The following is a 13,293-nucleotide window of genomic DNA, read 5'->3' on the forward strand; positions in this document are numbered from 1 at the left end:
AGACTAAAGCAAAAAATGGAATACAACAGCTTTAGGCCCTGGTCTTTTCCTTTAAGCTTTTAAACCATTAAGTAGTTAAGAAGATTAAGTTGGTTTTCAGCTTTGACAGCGCAGGTGATGAAATATCTTAATGTCCTTAATCCCTTTAATTGTCAGAATAGCAATATTGAAGGGTTTTCTTGTTTTATGGCATTTGAGGGGAAAGCTTAAAGACTAAAGCATAGACTAAAGCGAAAAATGGAATACAACTGCTTTAGGCCCTGGTCTTTTTCCTTTAATCTTTTAAACCATTAAGTAGTTAAGAAGGTTAAGTTTTTTCTCAGGTTTAACAGCGCAGGTTATTAAATATTCCTGATTTCGTTAATCCCTTAATGGTCGGAGGCTGCGCAATCCGTTAATATTTATTGGTTTCCCCACAGGTTAGGCTGATACGGCAGGCTTTCTTAATGTTCTTAATTCCTTAATGGTCAACGGGAGCAATGAATAGCTTTTACCGTTGTTTTCCCTCAGGTTAGGCTGATCACCACAAAGCTTATTCCGTAAATATTCAGCCCATCAGAAGTTAAATAGCCCTGATGGCAGTGGAAATCCCTTTTGGTTGGCAATAAACCCGTTTACACACAAAACCTCCAAAAGGATTGAAACGCACAGCAGGACAAGACCCTTACCATGAGCACAGGTTTTGCGCTTCTGATTTTAATACTTAAATTGTTATGGAGTTTGTAATATTGATCTAAGCTTTAGCTTCTTCTTTAACAGCTAGCTGACCGCAAGCGGCATCAATATCTTTACCACGGCTACGACGGATGTTGGTATTAATGCCCTGACTTTTCAGATAATTTGAAAAAGCATCAATCTTATCGCCTTCTGCATTGGTAAAATCGGCAAAAGAGATTGGGTTATATTCAATCAGGTTTACCTTGCAAGGAATGTGTTTACAGAATTTGGCTAAATCCATAGCATCCGAAATCTCATCATTAAAATGATTGAAAACAATGTATTCGTAAGTTACCGGATTTTTGGTTTTAGCAAAGTAGTATTTAAGGGCATCGGCCAAGGCTTTTAACGAATTGGCTTCATTAATTGGCATAATTTCGTTACGCTTCTTATCATTGGCGGCATGTAACGATAGGGCCAAGTTAAATTTAGCTCCATCATCGCCCAGTTTCTTGATCATCTTGGCAATACCAGCCGTTGAAACCGTAATGCGTTTATAGCTCATGTTTAAGCCATCTGGAGCAGTAATCCGCTCGATAGACTTTAATACGTTGGCATAGTTCAATAATGGTTCGCCCATGCCCATATACACAATATTGGTAAGGGGATTGTTGTAGTTTTGTTTGGCCTGTTTATCAATCAGTACAACCTGATCATAAATCTCATCAGCATTTAAATTGCGCTTACGGTCCATGTAGCCCGTTGCACAGAATTTGCAGGTTAAGCTACAGCCCACTTGCGAGCTTACACAAGCAGTCATCCGGTCTTCTAAAGGGATTAATACGCCCTCAACAATATTACCATCTGATAACCTGAATGTATTTTTAATGGTATGATCGTTACTAAACTGAGAGTTATTGACCTGAACAGCGTTGATAGCGAAAGTTTCGTCGAGTGCTTTTCGCAGATCTTTGGAAAGATTGCTCATTTGCTCAAAACTTGTAGCCGATTTTTCCCAAAGCCACTGATAAATCTGCTTAGCCCTGAATGAAGGTTGTTGCATAGCCACAAGGTGTTGTTGCAATTGAGGCAGATCTAGTGCACGGATATCGGTTTTTTTTGCTGTTACCATTTGTTGCAAAGGTACTTAAAAAAGCTAGAAGGTAAAAAGGTAGAGGGCATAAGGTAGTTAGATAGGGCCAAATTTTACAATCTGTTGGCTTATCTTCCTCTGCCTCTTGTGTTTGACTTGCTTGCCGGTTTGCCTTTGGCTGGCCTCGAATTTCGGTTACCGGCATTAGCTTTTCCGGTAGGTTTTGAACTGGAGTGACTGTTATTCTTTTTACCCGTTGATTTTTGACCTGCCGGTTTTGGCTTAAACGGTTTTTTAGGCTGCTCTTCCCTTAACTCTGGAATTTCTTCCCAAGCGTTGGGCTTTTTCTTAGCTGGGCTTTTAGTCTTCGTTTTCGCTTCTGAAGATGAATTTTCGATGCTTTTGGTAATGCTGTTCATCTCCGCTTCGGTAAGTTCCCTAAATTCGCCAGTTGGAATGCCTTTAAGGTTAATGTTCATAATCCTTGTACGTTCCAGCTTGGTTACCTCATAGCCGAAATGCTCGCACATTCTCCGTATCTGCCTGTTTAGGCCTTGAATTAATATAATATTGAAGACAAAGGTGCTGATTTGGCGCACTTTGCATTTACGTGTATTTACACCCAGAATTGGAACGCCGTTGCCCATCTCGAAAATAAAATCTTCGGTAATTGGTTTGTTTACGGTAACGATATATTCTTTTTCGTGCTTGTTCCCTGCCCTTAAAATTTTGTTCACGATATCTCCATTATTGGTCAGGAAAATTAGGCCCGATGAATCCTTGTCCAAGCGGCCAATAGGAAATATTCTTTCACTGTGGTTCACGTAATCCACAATGTTATCGCGAACACTGCTCTCTGTAGTACTGGTAATGCCTACAGGTTTGTTAAAGGCAAGCAGGATAAAGTTGCTCTCTTCTTTAGGTTCGATGTTGTGGCCATTAACCATTACCTTATCGCCGGCAAATACCTGATCACCCACTTTAGCCCGCTTCCCATTGATAAAAACAGTTCCTTTTTCGATATAGCGGTCTGCCTCACGGCGTGAACATAATCCGCTTTCGCTAATGAATTTATTTAATCGGGTGGCAGAGTTATTGTTCATGGTGCAATTTTACGGAAATAAATTGTGTTATTCATTTTCCATATGGCCAACAAATGATTGGATAGTACTTTTCAGCTCGGCAAGTGTTTCGGTATCAACAATGACGGCATCAGCGTTGATCTTCGCTTTTGCAAAGGGGATAAGCTGTGCAGATACGCACGCTTCAATTACAGTGAGTATATCGATAATGGATTGATAGGCCTTTTCGCCCTGCGAAGATGCAACAAGTGCCAGAACAGGTTTTTGGGAAAAGGATGCTGAACTTACCGTCCAATCGAGTACATTTTTTAATGATCCAGGTAAACCCATGGCATACTCGGGAGTTGAAATAATAACACCATCTGCCAGTTTAATCTGATCTCTAAGGCTTTCAACCACAGGTGGGCATTCTTTAGTATCGAGATCGGGATTAAAATGTGGAATATCTGCAAGAGAAGATAAGTTGATTAGGGTATAAGCTGTGCCTAAAAGATCTGTAATGGCCGTAATATACAGTTGGTTGGTTGATGCCAGCTTGGTACTGCCGCAAATGGCAAATATTTTCTTCATCCTTAAATGTAGCAAAGTGAAGAAAGAATACAAATATGGATAGGTAATACAACCGTCATTTCGGGCTTGTTGCAGAAATGCACCAAATACTGCTCTGCCTGAAATGACGGTGATTTATGAATTAAAAATTCTGATCGTCAGCGCTTGGGCCGTAACTGCCTGGAATTGGGATGTTTAATAACCTTAAATAAACGCCTAATTGCGCCCTGTGGTGGGTGGTTTGGCTGAAAGAATGGCGTATGGTTTCATACTTGGTATAATCGGCTAAAATCTGGTCGCCGTTCCTTAATGTCCATTTGTTTTCTAAAACATCTTCTTTGGCTTTTTCCAGTTCGGTTTTAGCACTGTCATAGCTTTCTTCCAATAATTTAATCAGATCGGCAGCCTTTTCGATAGGTTTTTCTTCGTACGGAGCGGAGGCAAAATCGAGTCCATCGGTTGTTAAGGCCATGGCTACCCAACTTGGTAACTCGGCAATATGGCTGGCCAACGATTTCATCTTCATGCTTTTTTCGTGCGGTGCCCAATCAAATTTATCTGCTGGTACAAGGGCCAAGAATTTTTTTGTGGTATTAAATTCTGCGGCTAATTCTTTCAATAATGATTTAATGATATCCATATTTTTCTGTTTTGTTTTTTCTAATGTGTTTAAGTCCATAAGTAATAAATCGGCTATGCTCATGATTTTGGTATTTGTTTACACAAAGAAAATAGGCCCGACTGACAACCCTATGGCAGTGTGAAAAAAAATAATTTCAATTGAAAAATGTTTTATTCAAAAAAACGTATTTTTGTGGTAATGACGACGTTAACTGTAAATATTGAAAACAAGAAATCTGAAAAAGCTGTAAAGGCTATTCTTGATGCCTTGGGCTTGAACTACGAAGTTGCATCTAATGTTAAAACAAAAGTGCCAAAGAAAACTGAACAGGCAATTTATACTCGCCTAAAAGATTCTTTTGAGCAAATCAAGCTTCATCAGGAAGGCAAAATAGAACTTCGTGATGCCAAAGACTTTTTAGATGAGCTTTAGGGTTAAAACGGTTCCTAATTTTGAAAAGGAAGCAAAAAAAATCGCTAAGAAACATCGGGGCATAAAATCTGACCTGCTAAAATTCATAAAAGATTTAGAAATTAATCCAACTCTAGGGATTCATCTCGGGCAGAATATCTATAAACACAGACTTTCTATTTCAGGCACCAATAAAGGAAAGTCTGGTGGGGCAAGGATTATTACCTATGTGGTTGTTATCGATGAAACAGTTTATCTTACCGAAATATACCTAAAAAGCGAGCACTCATCTGTAAATATTGAAGATGTTATACAGCATTTGAAAGACGCTGGAATTATTGAGCCTCAATAATTAACAGGTAATAGGTGCATATATTCGCTTAAAGCCATGTGTTCTGTTTTTTTAAAAGAAATCTCCTTATTCCGTAGGCAGATAATTCTGGTGAGATTAAAATCGCGGTACTGGTTCCGGTAGTGGCACCAGGCGATTAAGTGCCAGCTAAACGCATAAAAGATTAATCCGATAGGTTCTACTTCCCTTTTACTCACTTCTTCTTTGTTGTTCTTGTAATCGAGTTCGATGATACATTTTTCGGCAATGGCCTGCTGTATGAGCGAAAGGTATTCGAAGTTGAAATTTAACCTTTCCGGAATCTGCAGCTTAATGTGCTGGTTCATCGTTTCCAGTTTCTCTTTCTGGCTTGTTTTTAAAACTGCTTTTACTTTGGTTAATGCGGTACTATAGTGCGAACGGATAGATTGATCGGCAAATCCTTTTACCAGGCTTTCTACCAAAAGCAGCGCATTTGCTTCTTCCATATTAAAGGAAACAGGAGGCAGAAAATATCCCTGAACCAGATAGTAGCCTTTGTGCTGCTCAAAACTTACCGGTATGCCCTGTTCGCCCAGTGCTTTAATATCGCGGTAAACTGTGCGTACACTCATATTGAACCGCTCCGCAATTTTTTCTGCTGAAATGTATTTTCTTGATTGTAGTAAGGTTAATATTCCAAAAAGGCGGTCGATACGGTTCATGTTTAGTTTTTTAATGCGATTAAAATTAAAGTTTTTTAAGCAATTTTCTTGTGGTACGTTATTTGTAACCAATAAAAAGATATCAATATTAGCTGTTAAACCGTTTATGATAGTGGTTTAGCATAATAATCAGATTTAAATGGCGGCTGTTATCCAAAAGCGTTTTTTCCGGGCAATAAAAAGTAAAGTAATTATAGGTTTTCTGTTTGCCTGTTTCGCTCTGCTATTGGCTTGGGGTATAAGCAAGTTTGCTTTTACGCGTATGCTGGATACGGTAGAAGAAATTTCGGCTCCCAACGACCGTTTGCGGATTGTGAACGATCTTTCGCATAAAATAGCGAGACTGGATCAGCTGCAGCGCGATGAAGCTTTTAACAAGCAGGGCAATTATAGTTTCCTTCGAGAATCGCGCAAGTTGAGGTCGAGCTTAGATACGTTGCGCAGGTTATACCGTGGAGATTCAGTGCAGCTGGCGCGGATAAAATCGATTAAAAATCTGCTTTCAGACCGTGATAAGCAGTTTGTAAACTACCTGAAAGTTAGGGAAACGCTGGTAAATACGAAATCTTTTTCTGATGAAGTAAAAAAGCTGAACGAGCTTGTGGCCACCCGCACGAGGCAAACCGATAGTGCCGTATTAACTACCGAAACCACCACATCTACCACCACGGTTGCGCCTGAAGAGGAGCAGAAATCGAGGAATTTTTTTTCGAAGCTTTTCGGAAAGAAGAAATCTGATGTCTATAAAATCATCAATGAAGAGTTTAAGGTAAAGCGCGATACCTTAAATGCCAAGGCAGAAGATAGCATTATGAAGAGTATGACGGGTTCGCTAAAAAACATCGAACTCGAGCAGCGCCAAAAAAGTCAGAAGTTTTTAAAACGGGAGGCCGATTTATCCAATGCCAGTAATGCATTAACAGCAAAAATGCTCCAGATTTTACGGGAAGTTGAAGGTGAAGCGGTAGCGCAGGTAGATTTAAACGGTATACAGGCAAAAGAAGTGGTAAATGATGGCATTACCCAGATAACCATTATCATTATTGCCTTTTTTCTGCTCACGGTTATTCTGCTCTATTTAATTCTGACGGATATTACACGCAGCAATAAATATAGAAAAGCCCTTGAGCAGGCTAAAGATGAGGCCGAATACCATGGTAAGGCCAAACAGCGCTTTCTTTCTAACATGAGCCACGAAATTAGAACGCCATTGCAATCTATTTTAGGCTATGCCGAACTGATTACACAGCAGGATGTGCCCAAGAAAAAAGATATTGATGCCATTTACCAGTCATCTATCCACCTGCTGCAGATTGTTAATGAGGTATTGGATTACAACCGCATTATTTCGGGCGAATTTAGTTTTAACAACCAGGTATTCGATATCAGAAAGGTTTTAGAAGAAGTGGTTTCGGTAATGCGCCCATTGGCCGAGCAAAAAGCATTGCAGTTGAATACAGATCTAGACCTTGCCAACCTGGAGTTTGTAAAGGGAGATGCTTTTAGGCTAAAGCAGATTCTGTTTAACTTATTGGGCAATGCTGTAAAATTTACTTTAAAGGGCGAAATCAAATTATCGGTTTCATATAAAAAGCAGGGCAACGATCTGCATTTTCATTTTACGATAATGGATACAGGAATCGGTTTCGATGAAAAAGATATTTCCAAAATATTTAATGAATTTGAACAGATAGAATCGCCGGAGAAATACATTATCAACCAAACTGGAACCGGATTGGGTTTGCCCATTGTTAAATCTTTGATTGAAACACAGGGTGGCCGCATTTACGTAAAAAGTAAGCCGGCCAAGGGCACCGTGTTTAACATTTACCTGAAATATGAAAACACCACCGAGCGGGTTTATGATGAACTGGATTTAGCGCATTACGCCGTTGTAAATCCGGGCACAGTTTGGGTAATTGATGATGATAAGCTGATCCTTGATCTGTGCGGAATGATTTTCGAGAAAAACAAAATACCTTTTAGGAGCTTTACCCAGGTTGCCGATATTTTACATGCGCAGCCAGAACCTGATTTAAAGTATGTGCTGATTGATATGCGCATGCCCGAGATGACGGGATTTGAACTTTGCCATTTGTTGAAGAAAAAACTACCTGAACATACTAAGTTTTATGCCATTACCGCACAGGTTTTGCCCGAAGAACGCGACATGGTTTTAAGCGAAGGTTTTGATGGCTTGATTATGAAACCGTTTAGGGCTGTAGATATCTTATCTATTTTCGATAAAACAGCAATTTTAACGGAACAGCCTGAATTCGATTTTTCTACCATCGAAAAAATGACTTTTGGCGATCAGCAGCTGTTGGAAAAAATAGTGAACCGTTTTAAGCAGGATTCTGCAGACGATGCTGAAGCGCTGAAAAAACATTTGACTGAAAAGGATCAGGAGAAAAGCAGGTTATTGGTTCACCGCCTTGCTGGCCGTACCGCTCAAATGGGGGCTAAAACACTGGCCAATGCATTCCGTACACTGGAAATAGAAATTGCTGAAAAAGGATTAACAGAAAGCAACCAGGCAGCTGTGTTGGTACAGCTTAAAAAACTGGATGATCTGATTGCGTTTATTGAAGAAATGGATCATGTTGGTGCCGGATAGTTATTCTATACCGTAGCGCTCCATTTTGGCATAAAGCGTTTTGCGGTCGATGTTTAAAATTTTGGCAGCTTTTGATTTGTTGTGTCTCACCTTGATCAGGGTTTCGGTAATCAAGGCCTTCTCATTTTGTTCGTTAACTGCTTTTAGGTCAGATGATCCTCCTGGCTGCGATTGTTGATGAACCGCAATCATCATCTCATCGGGTAAGGCTTCTACCTGTGCAGTTTCGCCCGGACTTAACAAAACCATCCGTTTAATTACATTACTCAGCTCACGCAGGTTTCCGGGCCAATCATAATTAAGCAGTAATGCTTTGGCTTCGGCAGAAACCGTTTTTACATTCCGGCCTAAATCGCGGTTGGACAGTTGTATAAAATGATTGATAAATAATTCTAAATCGCCACCTCTATCGCGCAGTGGTGGAAGCTGGATTTTAAATTCGTTTAACCGGTGGTATAAATCTTCCCTAAATTCGCCATGTTGCATGCTGTTGGCCAGGTCATCATTGGTGGCGGTAATAATGCGCACATTAACCGAAACCTGTTTGGTGCTGCCCAAAGGCTGGATAACCCTTTCTTGCAGGGCCCTCAGCAATTTAATCTGCACCTCGTAACTCAGGTTACCCACTTCATCTAAAAATAAGGTGCCTCCATTTGCAGCCTCAAATTGCCCTTTTTTATCATTTAATGCACCTGTAAAAGCACCTTTAACATGCCCAAATAATTCGCTTGCGGCAAGATCTTTTGATAAAGCTCCACAATCTATCGCTACAAAAGGCTTATCTGCACGTTTACTTTGCTGATGTAAGGTTCTGGCGGCAAATTCCTTCCCCGTTCCGCTTTCGCCCTGAATAATTACCGACATATCTGTAGGGGCTACCAGATTGATATGTTCATACAGTTTATCGGCAATGGCACTTTTACCTTTTATAAAATCGCTGTTTATTTCTTTGGGCTCAGTGTTTTTTTGATCCTTTTTAGATAAAGAATTTTTGATTACCATTAACAGCTCGTCGGGATTTACCGGTTTGGTAATGTAATCAAAAGCCCCTAGCTGGATAGATTTAACGGCAGTTCTCACATCGTTAAAACTCGTCATGATAATTACCGGGATAGAAAGTCCCAGATCGCGGATATGGTTAAGTACTTCGAAACCTGTTCCATCGGGCAGGCGGTAATCGATTAAAAGCAGATCAAATTCGTTGCTTTCGATCTGTTTAAATGATTGCTTTACATGGGTTACAAGGGTAACTTCATGCCTGTTTTTTGTTAAAAAACCTTCAAGTAATTGAGCAAAAGTTGTATCGTCTTCTAAAATCAGGATTCTCGCCATTTAACAAAAATAAGAAAAGCCGGACATAATCCGGCTTTCTTGTATTAGGTAGATGTAATAATTTGGGGTTTTATTGAACAGGTTTACCGTCTTTATCAATTTTAACCGAACCAGTTTCTGCTTCTTTTTTAACATTGATTAGATAGTATTCCTTGGTACCTTCTTTAACAGACCAAGCTTCAGTAGCTGTCCAGCCTTTGTAAGCATCAGATTTTAATGCTGTGGTTACTGGCTCAGGTAATTCTTCCAATTTAACTGGAGTTTTTACTGCGCTATCTTGCACTGCAACAATTGCTGCATTTTTAATTGTATTTACTTCACTTGCCTGTACTGCTGAGAATCCTGCAAAAGCTAAGAACGCAGCTGATAAAATTAATTTTTTCATTATTGTAGTTTTTAAGTTGTGCGTGGCACTATGGCCACGCTTATGTTAATTATGCCTTAAAGGCGATTATATATTTGTGATTATTGAACAGGTTTACCGTCTTTGTCGATTTTAACCGAACCGGTTTCTGCTTCTTTTTTAACGTTGATCAAGTAGTACTCTTTTGTACCTTCTTTAACAGACCAAGCTTCAGTGGCTGTCCAACCTTTGTAAGCATCAGATTTTAATGCTGTGGTTACCGGCTCAGGTAATTCTTCCAATTTAACTGGAGTTTTTACTGCACTATCTTGAACTGCAACAATTGCAGCGTTTTTGATTGTATTTACTTCACTTGCTTGTACTGCTGTGAATCCTGCGAATGCTAACGTAGCGGCTAAAATGATCTTTTTCATGATATTGTGTTTTAAAATATGATTGGTAACTTTCGTTACGTGTTAAATACTTGTTAATTGCGGAACGTTAATTTATTGATTATTGAACTGGCTTACCGTCTTTATCGATTTTTACCGAACCGGTTTCAGCTTCTTTTTTCACATTGATTAAATAATACTCTTTTGTACCTTCTTTAACAGACCAAGCTTCAGTAGCTGTCCAACCTTTATAGGCGTCAGATTTTAGAGCAGTTGTTACTGGCTCAGGCAATTCTTCTAATTTTACTGGAGTTTTTACTGCGCTATCTTGAACTGCAACAATTGCAGTAGTTTTAAAATCTTTTACATCACTTGCTTGTACTGCTGAGAATCCTGCGAATGCTAATACTGTAGCTGCTAAAACGAATTTTTTCATGGTATGTATTTTAAAATTTAATTTGTGTAACAATACTTGCTAAGGTTTCATAATGGTGCCAAAACTGGCACGGTTAATTAATTTATTGATTTTTAGTGTTTTATGTTTTTGATGGAAAAACCAGATTGTGGAGTTTCTCCACACTTTGGGGCGATTGACTACAAGTTTTGCAGTTATTTGTAGGGGCTGCAATATGTTTGTGGGTGGTACCAGCCCAAAAAGAGTGGGTTTTAATGGTGTTCAATAAATTATTCGGCACTAATTATCAGATGGTAACATCAGACGGAACAAAAAAATAATCGCCAATTTTTAAAAAAGAAGTTTTTTTTCTATCATTGCAGCCCGAATAAAAGCCTCCTTAGCTCAGCTGGTAGAGCAACTGACTTGTAATCAGTAGGTCATTGGTTCGATTCCGATAGGAGGCTCTTTTTTTCGTTTCTCTTTCTAAGTTCGATTAGGAAATACCAGTCAATTTACATTTTATGATTTAGCGGCCCATATATTTTGAAGCCTTGGTTTATTCCGCTTAATTTGCAGGTATGCTTAAATACTTTTCGGCCGATTGGATTTTTCCGGTAAACCGTGCACCTCTTCAAGATGGTGTAGTAGCGGTAAATGCCGATGGAGAGATCAAAGAAATACTTACCGCCAAAGAGGCTGTTCACCTGGGGCAGGCCGTTGTTCAATATAAAGGGGCAATAGTTCCTGGTTTTATCAATACGCATTGCCATTTGGAGCTTTCGCACATGTTGGGACAGATTCCAGAAAAAACAGGCCTCGTAGCTTTTGTGCAGCATATTATTAAGAAAAGACAGGGCGATGCTGAGCAAATTAAATTGGCCATGCAGGAGGCTGATCAGCAAATGTTCGAAAATGGAATTGTAGCCGTTGGCGATATTTCCAACCAGATTTCTTCCAAAGCAGTAAAAGAAACAAGTAAAATCCATTACCACACCTTTATAGAAGCATTGGGTTTTAATCCGGAGCGTGCAGGAGCCATAATGGATTATGTTAAGGGCATCCAACTGGATTTTGAACCCCTGCCAACAGCGATTGTACCGCACGCACCTTACACGGTATCTCCCGAATTATTCGAATTGATAAGAGCGGAAGCAGAGAAAGCAGGTGCGTTTATCAGCGTGCACAATCAGGAAACGGATAATGAAAATGCTTTTTTTGAAAACAAAACAGGTGGATTTTTAAAACTTTATGAGTTTTTAGGCATGGACATCTCTTTTTTTGAGCCTACAAATAAATCATCCCTGCAAAGCTGGTTGCCTTATATTAAGCAACAAAAAGCATTATTGGTGCACAACACCGTTACCAACAAGCAGGATATTGAATTTGCCAAACTGAACAATAATAATCTATATTGGTGTTTATGTCCACAGGCCAATTTATACATCGAAAATACATTGCCTGATGTAGATCTGCTCATTGAGGAAGGCGTTAAGATTACCCTCGGAACAGATAGTTTGGCTAGTAACCATCAACTTAACATTTTATCAGAAATGATAACACTGCAAAACCAAAAGCAGGTTAGCTTTGAAAAGCTTTTGAGCTGGGCCACGATAAACGGGGCAGAATTTTTAGGGCTAGAAGAGCAGTTGGGAACAATGGCAATTGGCAAGAAGCCAGGGCTGAACCTGATCCAGTTATCGGCCGATTTTAAAATTGAAAATGATCAAGTTAAGCGGTTAATATAACTATGAATCCAATCTGTAAACTTTTCCATATCAAATATCCTATTATACAGGCTGGCATGGTTTGGTGCAGTGGCTGGAAATTGGCTTCTGCAGTTTCTAATGCCGGGGGCTTGGGCATTATTGGTGCGGGTTCCATGTACCCAGAGGTTTTGCGCGAACATATCCAAAAATGCAAAATGGCTACCAATAAACCTTTTGGGGTTAACATTCCCTTGCTCTACCCCAATATTCAGGAAATTATTGATGTGGTACTGGAAGAAGGCGTGAAAATTATTTTCTCCTCAGCGGGTAACCCAGCCACATGGACCGGCACACTAAAAGCCAAAGGGATTACAGTTGTTCATGTTATTGCGAATACAAAATTTGCACTAAAGGCTGAAGCTGCCGGGGTTGATGCCATTGTTGCCGAAGGTTTTGAAGCTGGCGGGCACAACGGTCGCGAAGAAACCACCACCATGTGTTTAATACCCATGTTAAAGGATATAGTGCAGGTGCCCATCATTGCCGCTGGTGGCATAGCAAGCGGAAGGGCCATGCTCGCAGCCTTTGCATTGGGAGCCGATGCCGTTCAGGTCGGGTCGGCCTTTGCTGTAGCCGAAGAATCATCTGCACACTCGGCCTTTAAACATAAAATTATCGCAGCTGATGAAGGTGATACTAAACTGGCCATGAAAAAACTGGTTCCTGTTAGGTTACTGAAAAATGGATTTGCCGATGCGGTTGCAATGGCCGAAGCAGATGGCGCCAATAGGAGCGTGCTGATGGAGCTTTTAGGCCGGGCAAGAGCCAAACTGGGCATGTTTGAAGGCGATATGGAAAATGGCGAGCTCGAAATTGGACAGGTTTCGGCCATGCTTAAGGAGATTAAACCAGCTAAAGTAATACTCGAAGATATTTGGAACAGTTTTAGAACGGAGCTGCAAAGATTTAGCAGTTTGCCCAACGAATTGGATCTATAAACACAACGATACAAAATTGGTTTACTAACTTTGCAAAGTAGAACATTTCAATATTAAGC

Annotated in this window: 14 protein-coding genes and 1 tRNA gene; 6 read left to right on the forward strand and 9 right to left on the reverse strand. The window is 39.9% G+C overall.

The window, feature by feature from the left end; all coding sequences use genetic code 11:
• Positions 1-733 precede the first annotated feature (733 nt).
• The 4 genes from rlmN to ACS5PU_RS21720 all read right to left on the reverse strand — a co-directional run bounded on the left by rlmN (position 734) and on the right by ACS5PU_RS21720 (position 4,021).
• Positions 734-1,789: a 23S rRNA (adenine(2503)-C(2))-methyltransferase RlmN gene (gene rlmN / locus ACS5PU_RS21705; RefSeq protein WP_439461268.1), complete on the reverse strand. Its 1,056-nt coding sequence runs from the start codon at positions 1,787-1,789 to the stop codon at positions 734-736.
• A gap of 89 nt (positions 1,790-1,878) precedes the next feature.
• Positions 1,879-2,853, reverse strand: coding sequence for a 23S rRNA pseudouridine(2604) synthase RluF (rluF, locus tag ACS5PU_RS21710; protein ID WP_439461269.1), 975 nt, complete (start codon positions 2,851-2,853; stop codon positions 1,879-1,881).
• A gap of 27 nt (positions 2,854-2,880) precedes the next feature.
• A complete protein-coding gene (locus ACS5PU_RS21715) occupies positions 2,881-3,402 on the reverse strand; it encodes an NADPH-dependent FMN reductase (RefSeq protein ID WP_439461270.1) in 522 nt (173 codons plus the stop codon).
• A gap of 121 nt (positions 3,403-3,523) precedes the next feature.
• Entirely contained in the window at positions 3,524-4,021 is a 498-nt protein-coding gene (locus ACS5PU_RS21720; RefSeq protein ID WP_439461271.1) for a DinB family protein, read from the reverse strand.
• A 147-nt stretch (positions 4,022-4,168) separates the two neighbouring features.
• Between ACS5PU_RS21720 and ACS5PU_RS21725 the strand changes: the two genes are divergently transcribed.
• Positions 4,169-4,435, forward strand: coding sequence for a hypothetical protein (locus ACS5PU_RS21725; protein ID WP_439461272.1), 267 nt, complete (start codon positions 4,169-4,171; stop codon positions 4,433-4,435).
• Positions 4,425-4,766 (forward strand): type II toxin-antitoxin system RelE/ParE family toxin, encoded by a 342-nt coding sequence (locus ACS5PU_RS21730; protein ID WP_439461273.1) that lies wholly within the window; start codon positions 4,425-4,427, stop codon positions 4,764-4,766. Before ACS5PU_RS21725 ends, ACS5PU_RS21730 begins: the two co-directional genes overlap by 11 nt.
• Here ACS5PU_RS21730 and ACS5PU_RS21735 read toward each other — a convergent pair.
• Complete coding sequence (locus ACS5PU_RS21735) at positions 4,760-5,449, reverse strand: helix-turn-helix transcriptional regulator (RefSeq protein ID WP_439461274.1); 690 nt, start codon at positions 5,447-5,449, stop codon at positions 4,760-4,762. The genes ACS5PU_RS21730 and ACS5PU_RS21735 overlap by 7 nt on opposite strands.
• A 139-nt stretch (positions 5,450-5,588) precedes the next feature.
• On the opposite strand from ACS5PU_RS21735, the gene ACS5PU_RS21740 reads away from it, so the two are divergent.
• Positions 5,589-8,066 carry an ATP-binding protein gene (locus ACS5PU_RS21740; protein ID WP_439461275.1) on the forward strand — a complete coding sequence of 826 codons (2,478 nt, stop codon included), beginning with the start codon at positions 5,589-5,591 and terminating at the stop codon, positions 8,064-8,066.
• Here the strand turns inward: ACS5PU_RS21740 and ACS5PU_RS21745 are convergent, their stop codons facing one another.
• The 4 genes from ACS5PU_RS21745 to ACS5PU_RS21760 form a co-directional block, all read right to left on the reverse strand.
• The gene (locus ACS5PU_RS21745) at positions 8,067-9,398 is read right to left on the reverse strand and encodes a sigma-54-dependent transcriptional regulator (protein ID WP_439461276.1); all 1,332 of its coding nucleotides are present in this window, start codon (positions 9,396-9,398) and stop codon (positions 8,067-8,069) included.
• 70 nt (positions 9,399-9,468) lie between these two features.
• Complete coding sequence (locus ACS5PU_RS21750; RefSeq protein ID WP_116169014.1) at positions 9,469-9,783, reverse strand: hypothetical protein; 315 nt, start codon at positions 9,781-9,783, stop codon at positions 9,469-9,471.
• An 80-nt stretch (positions 9,784-9,863) separates the two neighbouring features.
• Positions 9,864-10,175 carry a hypothetical protein gene (locus ACS5PU_RS21755; protein WP_090982910.1) on the reverse strand — a complete coding sequence of 104 codons (312 nt, stop codon included), beginning with the start codon at positions 10,173-10,175 and terminating at the stop codon, positions 9,864-9,866.
• A gap of 79 nt (positions 10,176-10,254) precedes the next feature.
• On the reverse strand, positions 10,255-10,569 hold the full coding sequence (locus ACS5PU_RS21760) for a hypothetical protein (protein WP_439461277.1): 315 nt from the start codon (positions 10,567-10,569) through the stop codon (positions 10,255-10,257).
• A gap of 352 nt (positions 10,570-10,921) precedes the next feature.
• On the opposite strand from ACS5PU_RS21760, the gene ACS5PU_RS21765 reads away from it, so the two are divergent.
• The 3 genes from ACS5PU_RS21765 to ACS5PU_RS21775 all read left to right on the forward strand — a co-directional run bounded on the left by ACS5PU_RS21765 (position 10,922) and on the right by ACS5PU_RS21775 (position 13,234).
• Positions 10,922-10,994, forward strand: a tRNA-Thr gene (locus ACS5PU_RS21765).
• 114 nt (positions 10,995-11,108) lie between these two features.
• Positions 11,109-12,275: an amidohydrolase family protein gene (locus tag ACS5PU_RS21770; protein ID WP_439461278.1), complete on the forward strand. Its 1,167-nt coding sequence runs from the start codon at positions 11,109-11,111 to the stop codon at positions 12,273-12,275.
• A 2-nt stretch (positions 12,276-12,277) separates the two neighbouring features.
• On the forward strand, positions 12,278-13,234 hold the full coding sequence (locus ACS5PU_RS21775; RefSeq protein WP_439461279.1) for an NAD(P)H-dependent flavin oxidoreductase: 957 nt from the start codon (positions 12,278-12,280) through the stop codon (positions 13,232-13,234).
• Positions 13,235-13,293 lie beyond the last annotated feature (59 nt).

The organism is Pedobacter sp. GSP4 (assembly GCF_051857575.1).
GTDB lineage: Bacteria > Bacteroidota > Bacteroidia > Sphingobacteriales > Sphingobacteriaceae > Pedobacter.

What these genes read in the sequence shown, in the direction of transcription:
- ACS5PU_RS21715 (WP_439461270.1), bottom strand. Translation starts at nt 3,402, where the DNA reads ATGAAGAAAATATTTGCCATTTGCGGCAGTACCAAGCTGGCATCAACC.
- ACS5PU_RS21775 (WP_439461279.1), top strand. Translation starts at nt 12,278, where the DNA reads ATGAATCCAATCTGTAAACTTTTCCATATCAAATATCCTATTATACAG.
- ACS5PU_RS21740 (WP_439461275.1), top strand. Translation starts at nt 5,589, where the DNA reads ATGGCGGCTGTTATCCAAAAGCGTTTTTTCCGGGCAATAAAAAGTAAA.
- ACS5PU_RS21725 (WP_439461272.1), top strand. Translation starts at nt 4,169, where the DNA reads ATGTTTTATTCAAAAAAACGTATTTTTGTGGTAATGACGACGTTAACT.
- ACS5PU_RS21750 (WP_116169014.1), bottom strand. Translation starts at nt 9,783, where the DNA reads ATGAAAAAATTAATTTTATCAGCTGCGTTCTTAGCTTTTGCAGGATTC.
- ACS5PU_RS21720 (WP_439461271.1), bottom strand. Translation starts at nt 4,021, where the DNA reads ATGGATATCATTAAATCATTATTGAAAGAATTAGCCGCAGAATTTAAT.
- ACS5PU_RS21755 (WP_090982910.1), bottom strand. Translation starts at nt 10,175, where the DNA reads ATGAAAAAGATCATTTTAGCCGCTACGTTAGCATTCGCAGGATTCACA.
- ACS5PU_RS21735 (WP_439461274.1), bottom strand. Translation starts at nt 5,449, where the DNA reads ATGAACCGTATCGACCGCCTTTTTGGAATATTAACCTTACTACAATCA.
- rlmN (WP_439461268.1), bottom strand. Translation starts at nt 1,789, where the DNA reads ATGGTAACAGCAAAAAAAACCGATATCCGTGCACTAGATCTGCCTCAA.
- rluF (WP_439461269.1), bottom strand. Translation starts at nt 2,853, where the DNA reads ATGAACAATAACTCTGCCACCCGATTAAATAAATTCATTAGCGAAAGC.
- ACS5PU_RS21770 (WP_439461278.1), top strand. Translation starts at nt 11,109, where the DNA reads ATGCTTAAATACTTTTCGGCCGATTGGATTTTTCCGGTAAACCGTGCA.
- ACS5PU_RS21745 (WP_439461276.1), bottom strand. Translation starts at nt 9,398, where the DNA reads ATGGCGAGAATCCTGATTTTAGAAGACGATACAACTTTTGCTCAATTA.
- ACS5PU_RS21730 (WP_439461273.1), top strand. Translation starts at nt 4,425, where the DNA reads ATGAGCTTTAGGGTTAAAACGGTTCCTAATTTTGAAAAGGAAGCAAAA.
- ACS5PU_RS21760 (WP_439461277.1), bottom strand. Translation starts at nt 10,569, where the DNA reads ATGAAAAAATTCGTTTTAGCAGCTACAGTATTAGCATTCGCAGGATTC.